Genomic DNA, 19499 nt, shown 5'->3' with positions numbered 1-19499 from the left:
TCCGGCAGGAATATATGTCAATTATAAAGTATGTAAAAGAGAAAGGAGGGTTTGTTATGGAAAAAAGAGTATTGTTCACAGGCTTTGACCCATTTGGCGGAGAATCGGTGAACCCTTCCTGGGAAGCCGTCAAACAGCTTAACGGCTGCACCGAAGGCTCTGTCACCATGGTATCCGAGCAGGTGCCGACCGTTTTTGGCAAGTCACTCACAGTTCTGCGCCAAGCCATCAAAAAGCATCAGCCTGACATCGTCATTTGCGTCGGACAGGCAGGCGGCAGAATGCAGATCACGCCGGAACGGGCAGCAATTAATTTGAATGAGGCACGCATACCGGACAACGAAGGAAATCAGCCCATTGATGAACCGATTTCACCTGACGGCCCCGCAGCTTATTGGACCGGACTTCCGATTAAACGGATCGTTGAGGAAATAAAGAAAGAAGGCATTCCCGCAGCCGTTTCCTACACGGCTGGAACATTTGTATGCAATCACCTCTTCTACGGGCTGATGGATGAGCTCAGCCGTCTGACGGCGCATATTCGGGGCGGGTTTATTCACATCCCGTACATCCCCGAGCAAACACTGGAGAAAGCAGCGCCGAGCCTCAGCCTGAACCTCATGGTGAAAGCGCTCAAAATCGCTGCGGTGACGGCCGCAGCGCATGAGGATGACATTCATACCGGCGGAGGCGAGCTTCACTAAGCCGCTGACGGCGTCTCCGCCCATTTTTTTCTATATACGATCCGTGAAAGCGTTACGCTGATTTCATACAGCACCAACAACGGAATCATGACGAGAAAGTCAGACATAAAATCAGGCGGCGTGATCAGCACCGACACGACAATCAGCAGAAAATACGAAAGCTTCCTCGCCTTTGCCAGCCGGACGGGATTCACGATGCCGAGCCGCGTCAAAAACATGACAGCCAAGGGCATTTCAAATAAAAGTCCAAACGGCAATGTAAGGTTAAGCATAAAGGTAAAATACTTGTCCGCCGTAAACACCATCTCAAAATGTCCGGCCGATAATTGTGTCAAAAAGCCGAGCACGATCGGAAATAACACAAAATATCCGAAGGAGATCCCGATGATGAATAACACGGACAAGCCCGGAATGTACAATAAAGCGGCACGGCGTTCAAATGCGGTCAAGGCCGGCGCCGTAAATCGCCAGAGCTGAAAAGCCGCAACCGGAATCGTCGCCGTAATGGCGCATATTCCGGCAATCATCATATACACCCATAGGATTTCACTAGGGCCTAAAACAGCCAGTTTTCCGTTCAAATCCTTAATCAGCCAGTCATAAATATCCTGCACAAACCAAAACGCGCCGATTAAAAACACGAGAAAGGCGAGCAGCGTTTTTATGAGGCGCTGCCGGATTTCTTCTAAATGCCCGATCAAGTGGGTTTCTTTTTTATCCAATCCGTACATCCTCCTTGTATATGAAGAAAGGGGCAGAAGCGGATCCGTCTGCCCCATCAGGATTCACCCTGCCGTTTTGTCTTTTTCAGCCGCCTGCTTGTCCGGCTCTTCATTTGAAACCAGTGTCTTTGCGGCGCTTTTGAATTCAAGCAGTGTGCGGCCGGCGGCACGGCCGATTTCCGGAAGCTTCGACGGCCCGAAAATGATTAGGGCGATGACAAAAATTAAGATTAACCCAGGAATTCCTATGTTTGAAAACATGAGTGTCCCTCCTTATTGTGAGATTTTGGACCGTTTCTTTCTCATTTGCTTTTCATGCGCATTGTTATGGGCAAAGAAGCGATCCTCCTCTACTTCATCCGATTGCTTCAAGCCGCCTGCAACCGCTGCTGCCGAAACCTTCCGAATCCCGGTCTGGTCTTTTTGATAAATGAACGATGCCCGCGTCGACACCTCGGCCCCCGGCTCAGTCACGTACGGCACCACTCTGTAGTCCGCCTTCCATTGTGCAGGAGTCACCGTACAGCGGACATAACCGCGATAGTCATTGAAAAATTTAATATGAGGATTTTGTTTTAAAATTTGATCCGTATCGGCTCTTTTATCCGCACCGTTTCCCCCCGATGTGATGGAAGTGCCGACGAATTCCGCTCCGAAAATCTTCGAATTGGTCTGGTTAAAATCCGTGTGCAGATTTGACGCCCAGCTCGCATGGACATCACCCGTCAGCACGATGACATTGTTTAGGTTTTTACTTTTTATAAAATTGATGACTCGCTCCCTCTGAGCTGGATAGCCGTCCCAAGAATCCATGCTGAAAATCGGGCTTGCGGTCGTCCCGAAATTCCATTGCGCGAAAAAGATTTGCTGCGCCAGCACATTCCACTTCGCCTTGGAGGCCGCCAAATTTCCGAAGAGCCATTGCTCCTGCTCTGTCCCCATCAATGTGCGTTTCGGATCTCTCCATTCATCAGAAGGCGGCTTATTTCCGTCGCCATTCGCCTGATCGTCTCTGTATTGTCTTGTATCAAGCACATTGAACGAGGCTAAATCGCCGTATGAAAATTGGCGGTACAGCCTCATATCAGGACCATTCGGCAGTGACATGCGCCTGAGCGGCATATGTTCATAATAAGCCTGATAGGCAGCCGCGCGCCTGAGTACAAACGCTTCAACCGATTGGCCTTTCTCCGGGGTGACATTGGCGTAATTGTTCTCCACCTCGTGGTCGTCCCACGTAACGACCCACGGAAACGCAGCGTGTGCCGATTTTAAATTGGCGTCTGAACGGTATTGGGCGTGGCGGTTGCGATAATCATCAAGCGTATACACCTCAGCGCTGCTGTGTGTCCTGACATTTCCCGTTTTTGACACATATTCATTAGGACCGTATTCATAAATGTAATCGCCAAGGTGGAATACGAGATCAAGCTTTTCCTTCGCCATGTGCTTATACGCCGTATAATAGCCGTGTTCATACTGCTGACATGAGGCAAACGCAAACGTCATGCTCGATACTTTATCACCTGGCGCCGGCAATGTTTTTGTCCGGCCGACAGGACTGAGCTCGTGTCCGCTTTTAAAGCGGTAATAGTACACTTTATTAGGCTTCAGCCCATCCGCCTCGACATGGACGGAATGTCCGAGGTTTGGCTTGGCCATTTCTGTCCCGCGTTTGACGATGTGCCGGAAGTGTTCGTCGCTTGCAATCTCCCATTTTACAGGCATGGCCTGTTTCGGCATGCCGCCTCCGTTTAGCGGGTCGGGAGCGAGCCGCGTCCAGAGCACAACGCTGTCAGACAGAGGATCGCCGGATGCCACGCCGAGTGTAAACGGATAACTTGAAAACTTTGGAGCGGCATTTACTTCAAATGCGCTGAATGATTGCGCGATCGCTAATCCGAGGGAGAGACCGGCGATTTTCCCGGCTCCTTGAATAAATTTACGGCGGTCAAACGTATTGTTCTGAAAGCTTTTCTCCTCTAACTCCTTGATCCATTCATCTAAACGGCCGTCATGTGTCATGTCAGTTCCCCTTTCCTCTCATTGATCGCCCTTATTATAGAAAAGAAATGTTAAACCGCTATGAAGAACTGTGAAGAATTTGTAAGCATGAAAACAAAACGAAGGGAGACATTTTTCACATTATTTCGACAAACGATGGCGGCGGCGTAAAAAAACCCGTCTGTTTCTTTACAGCGCTGCATCCGTCAAGCGCACTTTGTTCCTATTTTTCTTCACATGATTTTAAAAAAACACCGTTCAATAGATGAACGGTGTGTCCGGCCTCAAAATGTGTTGTACACGTTTTCGCACGTTTCGCCTGTCGGCTGATAGAAACAATGGGACTTGAATCTGGCCACAAACGGCTGATTATACCAAGTCGGCGGGCAGTTTCCCGGCGGTTTAAAATACCACAGGCTGAATTTTGCCGGCCAAAACCGTTCTCCGTTAATATTCCGCCGTGCGAGCCTCCGCTCGGTTTCGCGCGGCCTCTGATAAAAATATCCGTGAGTCACCGCTTCAAACGCGTGCGGCTGATACACCATCTGTCTGATGGTGCGGAGGCCTTTAAAATCAGAGCAATTCGCCCTCAGCCGATTGATTCCCACATTGCCGACCAGAAGCATTCCCTGCTGTCCTTCGCCTTCTGCTTCCGCCCTGAGCAGCCTTGCCATCAAATCTACATCGGCGCTCGACGCTTTTACAACTGCCATCATGACACCTCCCGTCTTTTCTCCCTTCATCATATTCAGCAGCGGCCCAGTGATGACAGCCGGCAGGCAGAAAACTTATTTAAACGTTTGTTTTAATAAAAAGGTTTATATTTCTCAATATGAGGAAACATACTAACATAATTTCCAAAAGGAGGAATACGTATGGCACATATTAAAGCACTTGCCATTAAAGGCATTATGACCATCATTATTCTGTATCTGGTACTCGGCTTAGGCTTTAACTTTACATTCGGCGACGCGCTGCTGATGACCATTGTGTTAGGGGCCGTTTCTTACTTGACGGGGGATCTTTACGTATTGCCGAAATGGAACAACATTACGGCGACGTTAGCTGATTTCGGACTCGCGTTTCTCGTCGTGTGGCTGGTGGGAATGCCTCTGTCAATGGGCATCTCCGGAGGAAAGCTTGCATTTGCGGCTCTTATTTCTGCCATTATTATTGCTGTTGCGGAATATTTTTTCCATTTCTATATCATGAGAAAAGACTTGGGCAGCTCCCGTTTTTTAGAGCCCCGGTCTGAATAGCGTAAAAAGGCCGGATGACGGCCTTTTTTATATGGCATCCTGTCAGCTTTGCGAACCGCCCAAAAAGCGGAGGCAACGCCGATTATCGCAAGTTTTTTCTGCATCAGCTCACCTGCCAAAAAACATGTGTTTTTTCTCTTATATTTTTTCAGTTCAAATGCTTTCTTATAAAATGAAGCAGTGTGTTGCCTTGCGCCGTCAAGATAACGCCCTTTGCGCTGCATTTCGGGCAGGGTGTTCCTTCCTCTTCCGAACCCGTCCCTTCACAATGCGGACATGTTACTTCGAGATCGTCTGTAGCGATCACCATGAGAATCCCTCCTTTTTTGTTTATTTGTCCTGCTCCAATCAGATTCCATGGCCATCACCTCCTTTACGCATACAAAAAAACCCCGTCCATCAAAGGACGAGGTTCTCGCGGTGCCACCTTTATTAACGGCTGAAAAGCCATTCTCTCAAAAAGTACAGAAACATCCGTTTCGATACTCCTTTCTTGATAACGGGGAAAGAATCCCGGCACCGCCTACTGTCTTTCAGCGCAGCAATTCAGAAGCCCATTCCGTACCGGCCGGGGATCGGTTTACAGCAGCCACCGACTCTCTGAACCCCGCACGTGATACGTACTTACTCTTCCTCAGCATTGTTCATCCGTTCTTTTATTTTAAAATGTATCATACGCTGTCATCCGGCTGAAGTCAATAGCTTTTCGGATCGGACAGGCCGAGCATTTCCCGCGCCATTTTCATATGTTCTTCTTGCCCCGTCTGAAGCGCAAACGCGGCTGTTTCCACAGGATAAGCCGCCTGCAACTCTGTCACATGCTCCTGCATTTTCGGCCAGACATCCTGCCTTCAGCTTGGTAGCTCTGAAGCAGGCGATTCGTTTCTTTTTCTCCGAATATGGCTTGATAAAGGACAAAATCGTCTGAAGGCGGCTCGTGTTCCATATTCCAGACATACTGTTTGTTTCCCCATTTCCCTTATTTACTGACACAGAGTTCGCCTGAAGCGGAGGAGAAAGAGATGTATGAAGACACCAAAAAGGGAGCGGTGTAATCGCCGCCCCCCCTTTTCATTACACTGTCAGGGTTCTTAGGCAGATCAATCCCGGTTTCCTCCGCGCTCAAGGCAGAGACATTGACACTATTTCTTTAGTGCAAAAACTGGATTTATCAGCTTACCGGCTGCCGCCGCTTACATATTTCGTCCCCTCATGTAAATCCTTTGCTTCTAAAAAGAAAACGTGAATAAACTTTTTCATATTGACCTTAACCGGTGAAAGCGGCACGGTTTCTTTAGACTGCATTTCCTTCATTCTCTTGCTGACGGCCGGGAAATCAAAGAATTTTGAGGCGTAGTGTTCAAATTTAGGATTTGAAAAATCAGTTGTGCCTAATGAAGCGAAATGGTTTAACGAATGAATGATGGCTCTTCTGATCCGCTGTTCCGAGGCTTTGATTTCTCTGTTGACCTCTGCTTGTGACGCCGCAGGCCCAAGCTTTCGTATTGCGACGTTTGTAAACATCTGTTTTAAAGACGGCATGTTTTTTTCCGCCTGTTCATCCTCAAATAAATAGTGAAGGACGGCCATGAGGTCATGCGCGCCGCTTTCTCCCACGATGCCCAATTCCGCTAAAAGAAATTTTCCGGTTTCTTTGATTGATTTCCCGTGCGCATCCCGCGGCCGGTTTTGTTTCGGCTCATTCCGCTGAACAAGCCGGCTTAAAGAGTTTTGAATGTCGCCGATCGAGGTTTCCAGCTCGATCCGCTCTTTTACTTTTCGCAAAACGGTGACGATCTCGATTTTGTTGATAGGTTTGTGGATAAAGTATTCAATACCGAGGGAATACGCTTCTCCCACCATTTCCTTCGCCTCCACTTGTGAAATCATCACCGCTTTTCCAAAGTAAGAACCCTGAAGACGGCGTATCGTCTCGATCCCGTCCCGGCCCGGCATCAATAGGTCAATTAATAAAATATCCACCTGTTTCAAATGCAGGTGATGCCCTTCAATTTGGCTTCCGTCCTCTGCCTCTCCGGCCACTTCCCCCAAGTCTTCATCTTCTATGATCTGTCTTAAAATGGAACGGATCGCCCGGTCATCATCAGCTATAAAAAAACGCATATTATGAGCTCATCCTTTCTGCAATCAAATGCCTCATCGGCAGCTTGATCGTAAATATCACGCCTTTGGGTTTATTGTGAAAAGAGATGTCTCCGTCAAGCTCAGTTACGATTTCCTTCACATAAGAAAGCCCGATTCCCGTTGAGGGGGCGCCGAATTCGTCATACTTGGACGTAAATCCCGGGTCATAGACGATCTCTCCGATTTTCTCCGGGATGCCGGGGCCGTTGTCTTCTGCTTGAAATTCTGCCATATCTCCGTCTGCCTTACGCAATCCGAGACGGATCTCTCCTTTATCACCCATGGCTTCGACGGCATTTGCCGCGACATTATTCATGATCGACAGTACGGTAAACACGTGGTAATCAGGATGATCTCCCTCGATCGTGCACTGAAAGGCGATGTCCTTTCCTAATGACTCCGCGTATTTTTCATTGATTCGGATCACGAGTCCGATTAAAGCCGCGGCATCCATGTAATCTCGAAATCTTTCATTTGAGATCAGCTTGGACAGCCCGGCAAAAATGCGTTGATTGTCTTTTTTCACCTCGTGAATCTCCCCGGCCAGACGCAGCATTCTCTTGCCGAGTTCTTGATTGTCCCCGCTTACTTCCCGGTAAAGCTGATAGGATTCGTTTGTCACATGCTCCGTCGTTTTCAGTGTCTTTTTCAAATGAATCGTTTCTTCATATAAATTAGACACGATCATCAGCATATGTTCATGCTGTTTCCTCGTTTGTTTTTCCCTGACTTGAGTTTCGTACAGCTTCATCACATTGAAAAAGCTCAGCACGATAAATGTGTGAGACACGGAGATGACCGCGATATCCGTCAGTTTTTCCGGCGTAATCATCGTTTTGTCATCAAAAAACTGAACGGCCAGTTCAATGACATCCGAGGCAATTTCAATGAGAAAGCCGAGGAAGCCGATCATAAACGGCCGATCGCGAAAATTCCTGACTTTCAGCACATGAAACAAACAAGCATATGTAAAGTAAAAAAAGAAGCTTGAATATTGGCTGTAAAAAGCATCCATAAACCCGGCATGCCCTCCGCCTAAGCATTCCAAGCCGATACGAAATAACACAACGGCTGCGCCTGTCAGCAGCCCCGACAACACCGCCGGCACATGCCTTAACAGCAGCAGAAAAAAGAAAAAAGCCGGGGCGCCGAAGCTGATTCTGAACGCTTCATTTAAGGGATAAAATTTCAGTTCGCCGGCAAGCGGCACGGTGATCAGCATAAGGGCGAAAAGATAACCGTCTTTTTTCAAAAAATAATCGAACCTGATCACAATCACTTCCTTCTCTTTTCTATTTTGAATAAGACCGGGGCAGCCCGCAAATTTCTTTAGACCCGGTATGGCCATTCGCTCCGCCTTTTTTATAAATCTATCGGCTTATTTTAAGAATGATTTTGTCGTATTTTGTATGATTCTGTAGATGTCATTATACATTAAATCTACGCACGCTATATATGAAAACGTTTTCTAAGTCCCGATTCCGTTTATGAACAGAAATGAAATAGAGGAGGAATGTTATGAAAGATATGATCAGGGAGCGCCTTGAAAAAGAGGAATTGGCTTCGCTATTACAAGAATGGGTAAATCATTACCGCCCATTTTCCGCAAATGGAAAAAGCGCGAATTATATCCCCGCCCTCGGAGAAATCAATGACTCGCAGCTGGGCATTTGCATATTAGAGCCGGACGGCGCAATGATTCATGCCGGTGAATGGGATGTTCCATTCACATTGCAGAGCATCTCAAAAGTCATCAGCTTTATTGCAGCCTGTATGAGCAGGGGCATTTCTTACGTGCTGGAGCGTGTTGATGTGGAACCGACCGGCGATGCATTTAACTCCATCATCCGGCTTGAAATCCATAAACCCGGAAAACCTTTCAACCCTATGATTAATGCCGGGGCCATCACTATCGCTTCCCTTCTTCCCGGTGACACAGCGCATGATAAATTAGAATACCTTTATTCCGTTTTTGAAAAATTGATAGGAAAACGGCCTCAGATCCATGAGGAGGTATTCCGCTCCGAATGGCAAACCGCCCACCGGAACAGAGCACTTGCCTACTATTTAAAAGAAACAAATTTCCTGGAAGCAGATGTGGAAGAAACGTTAGAGGTTTACTTAAAGCATTGCGCCATGGAAGGCACGACCGAGGACATCGCTTTAATCGGAATGATTCTGGCACATGACGGCTATCACCCGATCCGCCAGGAACAGGTTATTCCTAAAGATGTCGCAAAACTGGCCAAGGCTCTGATGCTGACGTGCGGCATGTACAATGCATCAGGCAAATATGCGGCCTTCGTCGGCGTACCGGCCAAAAGCGGCGTATCCGGCGGCATTATGGCATTGGTTCCTCCGAGCGCCAGAAGAGAACAGCCCTTTCATAACGGCTGCGGCATCGGCATTTACGGTCCGGCCATTGATGAATACGGCAACAGCCTGACCGGCGGTATGCTGCTGAAACATATCGCACAGGAGTGGGAGCTCAGTATTTTTTAATCAAACGAACCAAGAGGTGATAGGATGCAGGAATTCCTTCAACATATAATCGGCTCAGCAAATGATTTTTTATGGTCAAAGCTTTTAATTGTACTGCTTCTTTCTTTGGGACTGTATTTCACGTTCCGGTCAAGAGGTCTGCAAGTCCGCATGCTGAAAGAAATGGTTCGGGTTTTAAAGGAAGGCGCCGCCACCCGGTCAAAAAACGATATTTCCCCCTTCCAGGCGTTTTGCATCAGCATGGCCGCCCGTGTCGGAACCGGGAATATTACCGGGATTGCCATTGCGATTGCCCTCGGCGGACCCGGCGCGATTTTTTGGATGTGGATCATCGCGGTTATCGGATCTGCCTCAAGTTTTGTTGAAAGCACACTCGCTCAAATTTATAAAGTAAAAGATCAGAACGGCTTCCGCGGCGGACCGGCCTACTATATGGAAAAAGGCCTGAAGAAACGCTGGATGGGCGCGCTGTTTGCCGTTTTAATCACGCTGTCATTCGGAATCGTATTCAATTCCGTTCAATCCAATACGATCAGCCTCGCATTTGAAAACGCGTTCGGAACCAATCGTCTTACATTAGGCATTATTTTAATTACTGTGTTTGGCGCGGTTATTTTCGGCGGCGTTAAACGAATTGCGAAACTGGCGGAATACATCGTGGTTGTCTTGGCTGTTTTATATATCGGCATTGCATTCTTTGTCATTCTCACAAACATTACCCAGCTGCCGGGCGTTTTGGCGCTTATCGTCAAAAATGCATTCGGAATCGATCAGGCGGCGGGCGGCGCTTTGGGCGCCGCATTAATGCAGGGTGTCAGACGCGGCATTTTCTCGAATGAAGCAGGGATGGGGAGCGCGCCGAATGCGGCTGCGACCGCCACAACAAGCCACCCTGTGAAACAGGGTCTGATTCAGGCATTCGGTGTACTGACGGATACCCTGATCATTTGTACAAGCACCGCGCTTATCATTTTGTTTTCAGACGCTTATCAGCAGCCGGGCCTCAGCGGCATCGCGCTTTCCCAAGCCGCACTGAGCACGCACCTCGGCTCGTGGGCGTCAGGATTTCTTGCCGTCTTGATGCTTTTGTTCGGCTTCAGCGCATTAATCGGCAACTATTATTACGGAGAAACCAATATCGGCTTTTTGAGCCAAAATAAGAAATGGCTTTTCATCTACCGGATTTGCGTGCTGGCGATGGTCATTTTCGGCTGCATTTCAAAGGTTCAGCTTGTCTGGGATATGGCCGATTTATTCATGGGCTTAATGGTTGTCGTGAACTTAATTGCGATCTTCCTGCTGTCTAAAAAGGCGTTTGCCGCCCTTAATGACTATGTGCGGCAGAAAAAGGCAGGAAAGGACCCCGTCTTTTATAGGGATGTGCTGCCTGATGACGATCAGATCGAATGCTGGGAGTACTCAGACATTGCCAAAAGCAAAAACAAACATATCTCTTAAGAAAAAGGTGTTCAGGCAGCTCGTCCTGAGCATCTTTTTTATATTAACGTTCATTGACAAATATAGAGCTGTCCATTACCATTTTCATATATTTTTAAAAAGTCAGAAAGGAATAGCTATGAATCCCATTACACGAATATTAGATGAATTTCCCGTAATAATCACTGATGGCGCGATGGCCACTGAGCTTGAACGCATGGGCTGTGATTTGAATGACAGCCTCTGGTCGGCCAAAATCCTGATGGAACAGCCTGATCTGATCAAACAGGTGCACAGCGATTATTTTACCGCCGGCGCTGATTGCGCGATCACCGCCAGCTATCAATCAACGATTGAAGGATTTGCGGCGCGCGGTGTGACAGAAGCAGAAGCGATACGGCTTATTCAGGAATCTGTAAAACTTGCCGTTCAAGCCCGTGACGAATTTTGGGCGCACGAAGAGAACCGTTCAGACCGGGCAAAACCGATTATCGCGGCTTCAGTCGGCCCATACGGCGCAAGCCTTGCCGACGGTTCCGAATATCGCGGACATTACGGGCTGACGGAGGATGAGCTGATCGACTTTCATCGGCCGCGGATGAAAGCCCTCATTGAAGCAGGCGCAGACATATTAGCGTGTGAAACCATTCCCTGCCTGTCAGAGGCAAAAGCGATCACAAGGCTGCTGGAGGAATTCCCCGGTATACATGCGTGGATCAGTTTCAGCGCCAAAGACGGACGGCATATCAGCGAAGGAACGCCTGTTTCCGAGTGTGCGGCCTGGCTTGATCAGCACAGCCAAATCGCGGCTGTCGGCATAAACTGCACACCGATGCAGCATATTCCGTCTTTAATAGAAGAAATAACACAGGAAACAGACAAGCCGATTATCGTCTACCCGAATTCCGGCGAGCAATATGATCCTGTGACAAAAACCTGGAAAGGCGCAGCGTGCTCCATGTCTTTCGGAAAAAGCGCGCAAAGCTGGTACGAAAACGGTGCAAGACTGATCGGCGGCTGCTGCCGAACGAAGCCCGAGGACATTCAGGCGATTGCCGATTGGGCCAGAAGCCTAAAAACTACTTGACTTATCGGAATAGTTTGTATATTCTTATTCAAAAAGCCGGTTCGCCGGAATCTCGTGCTGCCCGCCGGCATGAGATTTTTTATTAGAACGGCCCTGCAGAAAGTTGGAAAACAATGAAACCCTCGCACGACAAGAATGAGAAAAATTTTCAGAGAAGGATGAAAAGCAGGCATCTCTTTATGCTGTCATTAGGAGGCGTCATTGGAACCGGGCTGTTCTTAAGCTCAGGCTACACCATTCATCAGGCGGGACCTGCGGGAACCATCCTCGCTTACCTATTGGGCGCTGGCATTGTGTACCTTGTGATGCTTTGCCTCGGCGAGCTGTCCGTGGCCATGCCGGTGACGGGCGCTTTCCATACCTATGCAGCGAAATATATTGGGCCTGCGACTGGCTTTACGGTGGCATGGCTGTACTGGCTGACATGGACCGTGGCGCTGGGCTCTGAGTTTACGGCGGCTGGGCTCTTAATGCAGCGCTGGTTTCCCTCAACCTCGGTATGGATGTGGAGCGCTGTATTCGCCCTGCTCATCTTTTTATTAAACGCCTTCTCCGTCAAATTTTTCGCTGAATCGGAGTTTTGGTTCTCAAGCATTAAAGTATTGGCCATTGTATTGTTTATCATATTGGGAGGAGCTGCGATGTTCGGCATCATCCCGATCGAAAGCGGTGAGGCTGCGCCCATGCTGTCGAACTTCACGGATGAAAAAGGCGGCATTTTCCCGAATGGCTTTTTTCCTATAGTAATGACGATGCTGTCGGTGAACTTCGCTTTTTCTGGCACGGAATTGATCGGCATTGCCGCTGGAGAAAGCGTGAACCCGGAAAAAACCGTCCCGCGCGCCATTAAAACCACGGTTTGGCGGCTGGCGCTTTTCTTTATCGGAACGATTTTTGTGCTGTCTGGCATGATCCCTATAAAAGAAGCAGGTGTCATTGAAAGCCCGTTCGTTGCGGTGTTTGACAGAGTCGGTGTTCCGTATGCGGCCGATCTGATGAACTTTGTCATTTTGACGGCGCTTCTCTCAGCGGCCAATTCCGGGCTGTATGCGTCGTCCCGTATGCTCTGGTCTTTGTCAAAGGAGGGGGAGCTTCATCCGTCCTTTGCGAAGCTGACATCTAAAGGCATTCCTTTTAATGCCTTGATTTTCAGTATGATCGGGGGCATATTGTCCTTGTTGTCGGGCGTTTTCGCGCCTGATACCGTTTATCTCGTTCTCGTCTCCATCTCCGGTTTTGCGGTAGTGGCGGTTTGGATGAGTATTGCCGCAGCACAGTTTATGTTCAGAAGGCGGTTTCTTGCAGAAGGGCGTCAGCTTTCGGATTTGAAATATCGGACACCGGGGTACCCGGCTGTGCCGATTGCCGCCTTCCTTTTGTGTCTCGCCTCTTGTATCGGCATTGCGTTTGATCCGAATCAGAGCATCGCCCTTTATTGCGGAATTGCATTTATGGCCGTTTGTTACGCCGCTTTTCACCTGAAAAACCGGAAAAGCCGCGCGTCCGGCCAAACGGCAAAATCTCATTAATCGAAAAAGAACCCTGCCTCACGCAAGGGTTCTTTTTTATTTAAATTTCAGTCACCCATCTGAAGGAATCCCGCTCCTTCCCGCGCTGAATGTTGGTAATCGTTTCGTAAAGCCTTTCGGACACTTCACCGATCAAGCCGTTATGAAACTCAATCGTTTCTCCGTGAATATGAAGCGCACCGACCGGCGAGATCACAGCTGCCGTCCCCGTTCCGAATACTTCTGACACTTCGCCTCTCATTGCGGCCTGATAAATGTCATCGATTGAAACCCTTTCCTCCCTGACGCGCATACCCCAGCTTTTTAACAGCTCAATGACCGATGCGCGTGTAATGCCTCCGAGAATGCTTCCGTTTAACGCCGGCGTCACGGCTTCCCCGTTTATAATAAAAAAGATATTCATACTGCCTACTTCTTCAACATATTTCTTTTCCACCCCGTCAAGCCACAGCACCTGGTCGTATCCCAGTTCCTCCGCTTTCTGCTGGGCCTGTAAGCTGGCCGCGTAATTCCCGGAGGTTTTGACATCGCCCACTCCCCCGCTGACGGCCCGCACATACTCATCTTCTACATAAATACGGATCGGCTTCAGCTGATTGCCGTAATAGGAACCGACCGGCGTCAGCACGATCATAAACTTGTATTTCTTTGAAGGCCTGACGCCTAAGGACGGCTCTGTCGCAATCACAAACGGACGGATATATAAAGATGTTCCGTTTTCTCTCGGAATCCAGTCCTGCTCTAATTCAACCAATTGGATCAAAGCTTCCAGCGCCAGCTCTTCGTCAAGCGGCGGCATGCTCATCCGGCGGCATGATTTATTCAGCCTTTTTACATTTTGGTCCGGTCTGAACATTAATACCCGTCCGTCTTCCGCCCTGTAAGCCTTTAACCCTTCAAACACCGCCTGCCCATAATGAAAAACGGACGCGGACGGGTCGATGGTAAACGGTTCATACGGCGTAATTCTCGGATCATGCCAGCCTCTGCCCTCTTCGTAATCCATCACAAACATATAGTCTGTGAAGTATTGGCCGAACCCCAGTGAAGCGGAATCCGGTTTTTCTTTTCTCGCTGCGACCTTAATTCTTTCGATCAGTTTGTTCAACAAAAGCACACCTTTCTTTGAATTGTTTAAATTTTCAGTCTTTTATGAGCTGCATGTTTCCTCTGTCCGAATCGTTTATGCACAGATAAATGAGAATGCAGTTGAAAGTATCATAACAAATATACCACTGTTAATCGCATTATCGGCAAAATTATTAATATTTTTTACCAAAATTCTTTTCTTTATCTTAGAACTTCCTTTTTTTACACAAGGACTTTCTGTCATATTCAATGTTTGCGCTTACATAATCTAAATCATCCTCTCTTTTCATTTTGGCAATCTTTGTGACAATTTTGTGGCAGAGAGGAAGGTGGTTTCCGCTTGCTTAACGAATTACGTAAGAAATGCGTAAGTAAAAGGGGGATTCGCTTGAAAAAATTTATCGCGTTCCAAATTTTAATCGCCTTAGTCATCGGGGCAGTCATCGGCCATTTTTTCCCGGATTTCGGGATGGCGCTGCGGCCCGTCGGAGATGGATTTATCCGCCTGATTAAAATGATTGTTGTGCCCATCGTGTTCTCAACCATCGTAATCGGAGCGGCCGGCAGCGGGAGTATGAAAAAAATGGGCAGCCTCGGCATCAAAACGATTATTTGGTTTGAAGTGATTACGACGCTTGTGCTGGGCCTCGGCTTATTGTTAGCCAACGTGCTGAAGCCGGGAGTCGGACTTAACCTCTCGCATTTGGCCAAGAAAGATATCCATGAGCTTTCCGGCTATACGGAAAAAGTAGTTGATCTGAAACAAATGCTTATTGATATTATCCCCGTTAACATCATTGATGTCATGGCAAAAAATGATCTTCTTGCCGTCATCTTTTTCGCGATCTTATTCGGTGTCGCCGCCGCCGGCATCGGTAAAGCCTCCGCCCCAGTCATGAATTTCTTTGAATCTACCGCCAACATTATGTTCAAGCTGACGCAAATGGTGATGGTCACTGCTCCGATCGGCGTGCTCGCTCTTATGGCTGCCTCAGTCGGCCAATTCGGGATCGCACTTTTGCTTCCGATGCTGAAACTGATCGGCACCGTGTTCCTCGGACTGTTTCTGATCTTGTTTGTCCTGTTTCCGATTGTAGGCCTTCTCTTTAAAATCAAATACTTTGAAGTGCTGAAAATGATTTGGGATCTGTTTCTGATCGCTTTTTCCACAACGAGCACTGAAACCATTCTGCCTCAGCTGATGGACCGCATGGAGAAATACGGATGCCCGAAACGGGTCGTCTCCTTTGTGGTTCCCTCAGGTTTGTCGCTGAATTGCGACGGCTCCAGCCTGTATTTATCCGTTTCATGCATCTTTTTAGCCCAGGCGTTCCATGTGGAAATGCCGCTTTCCCAGCAGCTGCTCATGATGCTTGTTCTTGTGATGACAAGCAAGGGCATTGCCGCCGTTCCGTCAGGCTCACTTGTCGTGCTTCTGGCAACCGCAAACGCCGTCGGGCTTCCGGCAGAGGGCGTGGCCATTATTGCCGGTGTGGACCGTGTAATGGATATGGCAAGAACGGGCGTGAACGTACCGGGCCATGCGGTCGCCTGTATCGTCGTGTCAAAATGGGAAAAAGCTTTTCAATATAAAGGCCCTGTCACACGAGAGCAGCCGGCCCGAACAGAAAGTATGTAAACAAAAAAGACCGCCTGTGAGTCAGGCGGTCTTCCTTCTATTAATCAATCGCCGCATGGTCTTCCTTCTCAATGAGAGCGAGTCTTTCATTGATTTCTTCCGGCGTCATGCCGTGCTCTTTCACATACATGTTGCGTTCGTTCGTACGGCATTCGTGACTGCAGCTGCGCATGTATTTGTATTCGTTTTCCGGTGTGCAGATCATCTTTTTATTACATGCCGGATTTGCGCAGTTTACATAACGCTCGCACGGCTCGCCCGTGAAGTAGTCTTTTCCGATAATCACATGTTCTACATGGTTGACAGGCACGCTGATTCTTTCATCAAATACGTAGCACTGTCCGTCCCATAGCTTTCCTTGCACTTCAGGGTCTTTTCCGTACGTAACGATACCGCCGTCAAGCTGGGATACGTCTTCAAAGCCCTGCTTTAAAAGCCAGCCTGAGAATTTCTCACAGCGGACACCGCCTGTGCAGTATGTCAGGATTTTTTTGCCTTCGAGCATATCTTTATGCTCTTCAATCCATTCCGGCAGTTCGCGGAAAGCCTCAATATCAGGTCTGACCGCTCCGCGGAAGTGGCCAAGATCGTACTCGTAATCATTTCTGGCATCAATGACGACCGTATCAGGATCCTGCATCTGCTCATAAAATTCTTTCGGCTTCAAATGTTTTCCCGTTGTTTCATTCGGATCAACGTCATCCTCCAAACGAAGTGTGACAAGCTCCTTTTTATGGCGGACAAACATTTTTCGGAACGCGTGGCCGTCAGCCTCGTCAATTTTGATCGGCATATCGGCAAATCGCGGATCAGCTTTCAGCGCCTGCATGTACTTATCTGTCTGTTCAATCGTGCCGGACACCGTACCGTTAATGCCTTCCTCAGAAATTAAAATACGCCCTAACAAACCGAGCTCCTTACAAAACGCCAAATGCTGAGCCGTGAATTCTTCAGGCTCTTCAATCGTTACATATTTATAATAAAGTAAAACTCTATATTGTTTTTCCATGATTTATACACCCTGTTCAATTATATTAATGATGATGCACACTCTACTATATCATACAGGAAAATGTGTGAAAGATGAACATTTCCCGTCTGTACTCTTTCTTCCAGTCACACTTTGTCTTCTTTTAGCACCTTTTGAAAATAAAACCGATACGTATTGCGTAAAAAAGTCTCTATCGGAAGCCGGACAGCGGTTTGATACTTGCTGATGATAAACGGAAAACGGGCACGGCCTTTCTCCCGAAGCAAATCGGCGCTGTCTCCGTCCAATTCTAAAATAAGCGCTTCAACCGCAGGCCAGCAGGCGTTTCGCACTTCTTCAAGCAGCTGTTTATCACCCATGCGCTGATACTCTTCGATCTGCTTTGCCACATCCTTTTCTTCCACAACGTCACCTTCCTTACACCATATAAAAAAGAGGAGCAGCTTTATAAAGCGGGCGCCTCCTCATGTGACTCCGCATAACCTATGCTCTGGCCGACCTGAATCTCGCGGCCTTCTGTCAGGTTATCCGAAGGGGTAAACATATCCTTCTCGAAAACTAAAATAACGGTTGATCCAAACGAAAAATATCCCAGCTCCTCGCCCATTTCCAGCCGGTTTCCGGTACTGGTCTGAACGATAGAGTTAATATTCATCGCGCCTACCGGAATCATGAGCATCTGTTTATATTCCCGGGTCAGCTCATACACACAGCGGTAGTTTTTTGAGAGAACATCTTTTCCGTACTTTAATCCCATTTGATTGACGGGATAGGAACGTTTTCCAAGCTCGGCCAGCTTCTGATAAGTACAGCTGATCGGCGAATGAAAACGGTGGTAATGCCTCGGGCTCAAGTAAAGAACGGCGAAATAGCCGCCGTTATATTTATGATCGGCGCTTTTAAACCCCGTCAGTTCGGCGAATGAATAATCTTTTCCCTTCACCATGAAGGTTTGGTTCGGGTTAATTTTCCCCACTGTCTGAACAACACCGTCCACCGGGCTGACAACGGCGTTTGACTCCTTTGCCACGGGGCGGAGATGCAGATTAATATCGCGGATGAAAAATGCCGCCAGCGAATCAAATTCAGAGGCTGTGCGCCCCGTTTCATTCCAGTTGATACGATAATGTTTAGAAAACAGCGGAATCACCGGCTTGCTCAGCTTTGATTCACAGAAGCCCTTAATGAGATAAGACGTAAAACGATTATTTGTCAGTTCAATCAGTGAACGGTAAAGAACTTTTACAGCAGTATTAAACATTGATTACTCCTATGAATTTTCCTATAGTAATAAAGATAAAACACCATAAAAACGCTCCGATGGCAGCGAAGCAAAAATAAGTTTTGAACTCCATTCTGCCGATACCTGAAAAGTAACAGGTCACATGTCTGACTCCGGGGATAAAGTAGCCTAAAATAATCGTGTACGGCCCGTATTTCTTCATCCACCTGTCTACTTTCTCCATCCTTTTTTCCTTCAGCCCGACCCACTTCCCGAACTTATTAATAAATGGGCGGCCCGCTTTTCTGCCGATGAGGTAGCTGATGACCATCCCCAACAGCGCCCCGATAAAGCTGATGAGAATGGAAAGCTCATAATTCAGCACTTTTAAATGCGTGAAATAGCCAACGAGCGTCATCATCACTTCATCAGGAATAGGCAATCCGATAATTCCAAGCGTCAGCATTAAAAAAATCGCGATGTATCCGTAATCAGAAATTAATTGCTGAACTAGTTCCATCTTCTGCTCTCCAGGTTTTCAGGCGCCTGTTTTTTAAAATGGGGGAATTTAATGTTGCTGACCATTAAATAACCGAGCGCAACCGTTCCCACACCCAACAGGATAGCATTATTGACAAAGCTTAAAATCACCAGGCACATGCCTGCAAACGGAATCGGCATGCCGATAAATGTCGGCAGCCTGCTTTGTTCAATATTAAATCTCGAGAGGCGGATCATCCCGCAGATGCTGTAGGAAAGCGCGATAAAAATGCCGATAAACGGAATCGTATATAATGAGACACTATATGCAAGCATGGACGGCGCCACGCCGAATGTGACGAGATCAGCAAATGAGTCAAGCTCCCTCCCCATCTCCGAAACGGCGTTCAGCTTACGAGCAACTAAACCGTCGAAGAAATCAAGAAACATTCCGGTGAAAATAAAGATCACCGCAGAATGAATATTATGATACAAAAGGGAATGAATCGAGAGAAGCCCGCAAATAAAATTTCCAATTGTAATCATACTAGGTATATAATTCACAGTTTACACAAACCTCCAATTAAAACCATATCAAATCGGACTGCGTATGCATAATGAAATCATTTTATGGAAACATAAAATGAAATTCTTTCAATGCTATCATTCAAATTCTTTTATTATACAGC

General features: G+C 47.6%; 20 protein-coding genes, 1 pseudogene and 1 other annotated feature. Of the genes and pseudogenes, 7 read left to right on the top strand and 14 right to left on the bottom strand.

Annotated features, from left to right (window positions below; all coding sequences use genetic code 11):
- The first annotated feature begins 56 nt into the window (after positions 1-56).
- Positions 57-704 carry a pyroglutamyl-peptidase I gene (gene pcp, locus KY305_RS11805; protein WP_214804149.1) on the top strand — a complete coding sequence of 216 codons (648 nt, stop codon included), beginning with the start codon at positions 57-59 and terminating at the stop codon, positions 702-704.
- Here pcp and tatC read toward each other — a convergent pair.
- The 4 genes from tatC to KY305_RS11785 all read right to left on the bottom strand — a co-directional run bounded on the left by tatC (position 701) and on the right by KY305_RS11785 (position 4143).
- Positions 701-1426 (bottom strand): twin-arginine translocase subunit TatC, encoded by a 726-nt coding sequence (gene tatC, locus KY305_RS11800; protein WP_223062689.1) that lies wholly within the window; start codon positions 1424-1426, stop codon positions 701-703. The two genes, pcp and tatC, sit on opposite strands and share 4 nt — an antisense overlap.
- Positions 1427-1489: 63 nt before the next feature.
- On the bottom strand, positions 1490-1687 hold the full coding sequence (locus KY305_RS11795; protein WP_014469689.1) for a twin-arginine translocase TatA/TatE family subunit: 198 nt from the start codon (positions 1685-1687) through the stop codon (positions 1490-1492).
- A gap of 12 nt (positions 1688-1699) precedes the next feature.
- Positions 1700-3451 (bottom strand): alkaline phosphatase D family protein, encoded by a 1752-nt coding sequence (locus tag KY305_RS11790; protein WP_223062688.1) that lies wholly within the window; start codon positions 3449-3451, stop codon positions 1700-1702.
- A 263-nt stretch (positions 3452-3714) separates the two neighbouring features.
- A complete protein-coding gene (locus tag KY305_RS11785) occupies positions 3715-4143 on the bottom strand; it encodes a cell wall hydrolase (protein ID WP_223062788.1) in 429 nt (142 codons plus the stop codon).
- Positions 4144-4305: 162 nt separating this feature from the next.
- Here KY305_RS11785 and KY305_RS11780 point away from each other — a divergent pair, with 162 nt between their 5' ends.
- Positions 4306-4689, top strand: coding sequence for a DUF2512 family protein (locus tag KY305_RS11780; RefSeq protein WP_223062687.1), 384 nt, complete (start codon positions 4306-4308; stop codon positions 4687-4689).
- Positions 4690-4837: 148 nt separating this feature from the next.
- On the opposite strand, the gene KY305_RS11775 is transcribed toward KY305_RS11780, so the two are convergent.
- From KY305_RS11775 to glnK, 4 genes and pseudogenes are all read right to left on the bottom strand, one after another.
- A complete protein-coding gene (locus KY305_RS11775; protein WP_223062686.1) occupies positions 4838-4999 on the bottom strand; it encodes a tryptophan RNA-binding attenuation protein in 162 nt (53 codons plus the stop codon).
- A gap of 89 nt (positions 5000-5088) precedes the next feature.
- Positions 5089-5336: a binding site (T-box leader), on the bottom strand.
- 48 nt (positions 5337-5384) lie between these two features.
- Positions 5385-5620 (bottom strand): annotated as a pseudogene (locus tag KY305_RS11770) (hypothetical protein); the annotation flags it as partial.
- 245 nt (positions 5621-5865) lie between these two features.
- Positions 5866-6813 (bottom strand): glutamine utilization two-component system response regulator GlnL, encoded by a 948-nt coding sequence (glnL, locus tag KY305_RS11765; RefSeq protein WP_223062685.1) that lies wholly within the window; start codon positions 6811-6813, stop codon positions 5866-5868.
- Between the two features lies 1 nt (position 6814).
- Positions 6815-8107 (bottom strand): two-component system sensor histidine kinase GlnK, encoded by a 1293-nt coding sequence (glnK, locus tag KY305_RS11760; RefSeq protein WP_316252446.1) that lies wholly within the window; start codon positions 8105-8107, stop codon positions 6815-6817.
- 245 nt (positions 8108-8352) lie between these two features.
- Between glnK and KY305_RS11755 the strand changes: the two genes are divergently transcribed.
- The 4 genes from KY305_RS11755 (at position 8353) to mmuP (ending at position 13389) form a co-directional block, all read left to right on the top strand.
- Positions 8353-9336: a glutaminase gene (locus tag KY305_RS11755; protein ID WP_214804156.1), complete on the top strand. Its 984-nt coding sequence runs from the start codon at positions 8353-8355 to the stop codon at positions 9334-9336.
- 24 nt (positions 9337-9360) lie between these two features.
- Positions 9361-10794, top strand: a complete 1434-nt coding sequence (locus KY305_RS11750) for an alanine/glycine:cation symporter family protein (RefSeq protein ID WP_223062684.1) — start codon at positions 9361-9363, stop codon at positions 10792-10794.
- Positions 10795-10912: 118 nt separating this feature from the next.
- Complete coding sequence (mmuM, locus tag KY305_RS11745) at positions 10913-11860, top strand: homocysteine S-methyltransferase (RefSeq protein WP_223062683.1); 948 nt, start codon at positions 10913-10915, stop codon at positions 11858-11860.
- Positions 11861-11973: 113 nt separating this feature from the next.
- The gene (gene mmuP, locus KY305_RS11740; RefSeq protein WP_223062682.1) at positions 11974-13389 is read left to right on the top strand and encodes an S-methylmethionine permease; all 1416 of its coding nucleotides are present in this window, start codon (positions 11974-11976) and stop codon (positions 13387-13389) included.
- 40 nt (positions 13390-13429) lie between these two features.
- Here mmuP and KY305_RS11735 read toward each other — a convergent pair whose 3' ends face one another.
- The gene (locus tag KY305_RS11735) at positions 13430-14497 is read right to left on the bottom strand and encodes a branched-chain amino acid aminotransferase (protein ID WP_223062681.1); all 1068 of its coding nucleotides are present in this window, start codon (positions 14495-14497) and stop codon (positions 13430-13432) included.
- A gap of 369 nt (positions 14498-14866) precedes the next feature.
- Between KY305_RS11735 and gltP the strand changes: the two genes are divergently transcribed.
- Complete coding sequence (gene gltP / locus KY305_RS11730; protein ID WP_223062680.1) at positions 14867-16117, top strand: glutamate-aspartate/proton symporter GltP; 1251 nt, start codon at positions 14867-14869, stop codon at positions 16115-16117.
- 40 nt (positions 16118-16157) lie between these two features.
- Here gltP and trhO read toward each other — a convergent pair whose 3' ends face one another.
- From trhO to pssA, 5 genes are all read right to left on the bottom strand, one after another.
- Positions 16158-17126, bottom strand: coding sequence for an oxygen-dependent tRNA uridine(34) hydroxylase TrhO (gene trhO, locus KY305_RS11725; protein WP_223062679.1), 969 nt, complete (start codon positions 17124-17126; stop codon positions 16158-16160).
- Between the two features lie 107 nt (positions 17127-17233).
- Entirely contained in the window at positions 17234-17512 is a 279-nt protein-coding gene (locus KY305_RS11720; RefSeq protein WP_316252445.1) for a hypothetical protein, read from the bottom strand.
- Between the two features lie 41 nt (positions 17513-17553).
- Positions 17554-18369 (bottom strand): phosphatidylserine decarboxylase, encoded by an 816-nt coding sequence (locus KY305_RS11715; RefSeq protein WP_223062678.1) that lies wholly within the window; start codon positions 18367-18369, stop codon positions 17554-17556.
- The gene (locus KY305_RS11710; RefSeq protein WP_223062677.1) at positions 18362-18850 is read right to left on the bottom strand and encodes a DedA family protein; all 489 of its coding nucleotides are present in this window, start codon (positions 18848-18850) and stop codon (positions 18362-18364) included. The genes KY305_RS11715 and KY305_RS11710 overlap by 8 nt, the downstream gene beginning before the upstream one ends.
- Complete coding sequence (gene pssA / locus KY305_RS11705; protein WP_223062676.1) at positions 18841-19374, bottom strand: CDP-diacylglycerol--serine O-phosphatidyltransferase; 534 nt, start codon at positions 19372-19374, stop codon at positions 18841-18843. The genes KY305_RS11710 and pssA overlap by 10 nt, the downstream gene beginning before the upstream one ends.
- Positions 19375-19499: the final 125 nt, after the last annotated feature.

This window comes from Bacillus sp. YC2, from assembly GCF_019891195.1.
Taxonomy (GTDB): Bacteria; Bacillota; Bacilli; order Bacillales; family Bacillaceae; genus Bacillus.
This window is presented reverse-complemented; position numbering and strand designations above follow the sequence as displayed.

Bases quoted from the DNA above. Each gene is read 5' to 3' on its own strand.
- pcp (WP_214804149.1), top strand. From the start codon at position 57: ATGGAAAAAAGAGTATTGTTCACAGGCTTTGACCCATTTGGCGGAGAA.
- KY305_RS11795 (WP_014469689.1), bottom strand. From the start codon at position 1,687: ATGTTTTCAAACATAGGAATTCCTGGGTTAATCTTAATTTTTGTCATC.
- KY305_RS11790 (WP_223062688.1), bottom strand. From the start codon at position 3,451: ATGACACATGACGGCCGTTTAGATGAATGGATCAAGGAGTTAGAGGAG.
- KY305_RS11785 (WP_223062788.1), bottom strand. From the start codon at position 4,143: ATGGCAGTTGTAAAAGCGTCGAGCGCCGATGTAGATTTGATGGCAAGG.
- KY305_RS11780 (WP_223062687.1), top strand. From the start codon at position 4,306: ATGGCACATATTAAAGCACTTGCCATTAAAGGCATTATGACCATCATT.
- KY305_RS11775 (WP_223062686.1), bottom strand. From the start codon at position 4,999: ATGGTGATCGCTACAGACGATCTCGAAGTAACATGTCCGCATTGTGAA.
- glnL (WP_223062685.1), bottom strand. From the start codon at position 6,813: ATGCGTTTTTTTATAGCTGATGATGACCGGGCGATCCGTTCCATTTTA.
- KY305_RS11755 (WP_214804156.1), top strand. From the start codon at position 8,353: ATGAAAGATATGATCAGGGAGCGCCTTGAAAAAGAGGAATTGGCTTCG.
- KY305_RS11750 (WP_223062684.1), top strand. From the start codon at position 9,361: ATGCAGGAATTCCTTCAACATATAATCGGCTCAGCAAATGATTTTTTA.
- mmuM (WP_223062683.1), top strand. From the start codon at position 10,913: ATGAATCCCATTACACGAATATTAGATGAATTTCCCGTAATAATCACT.
- mmuP (WP_223062682.1), top strand. From the start codon at position 11,974: ATGAAACCCTCGCACGACAAGAATGAGAAAAATTTTCAGAGAAGGATG.
- trhO (WP_223062679.1), bottom strand. From the start codon at position 17,126: ATGGAAAAACAATATAGAGTTTTACTTTATTATAAATATGTAACGATT.
- KY305_RS11715 (WP_223062678.1), bottom strand. From the start codon at position 18,369: ATGTTTAATACTGCTGTAAAAGTTCTTTACCGTTCACTGATTGAACTG.
- KY305_RS11710 (WP_223062677.1), bottom strand. From the start codon at position 18,850: ATGGAACTAGTTCAGCAATTAATTTCTGATTACGGATACATCGCGATT.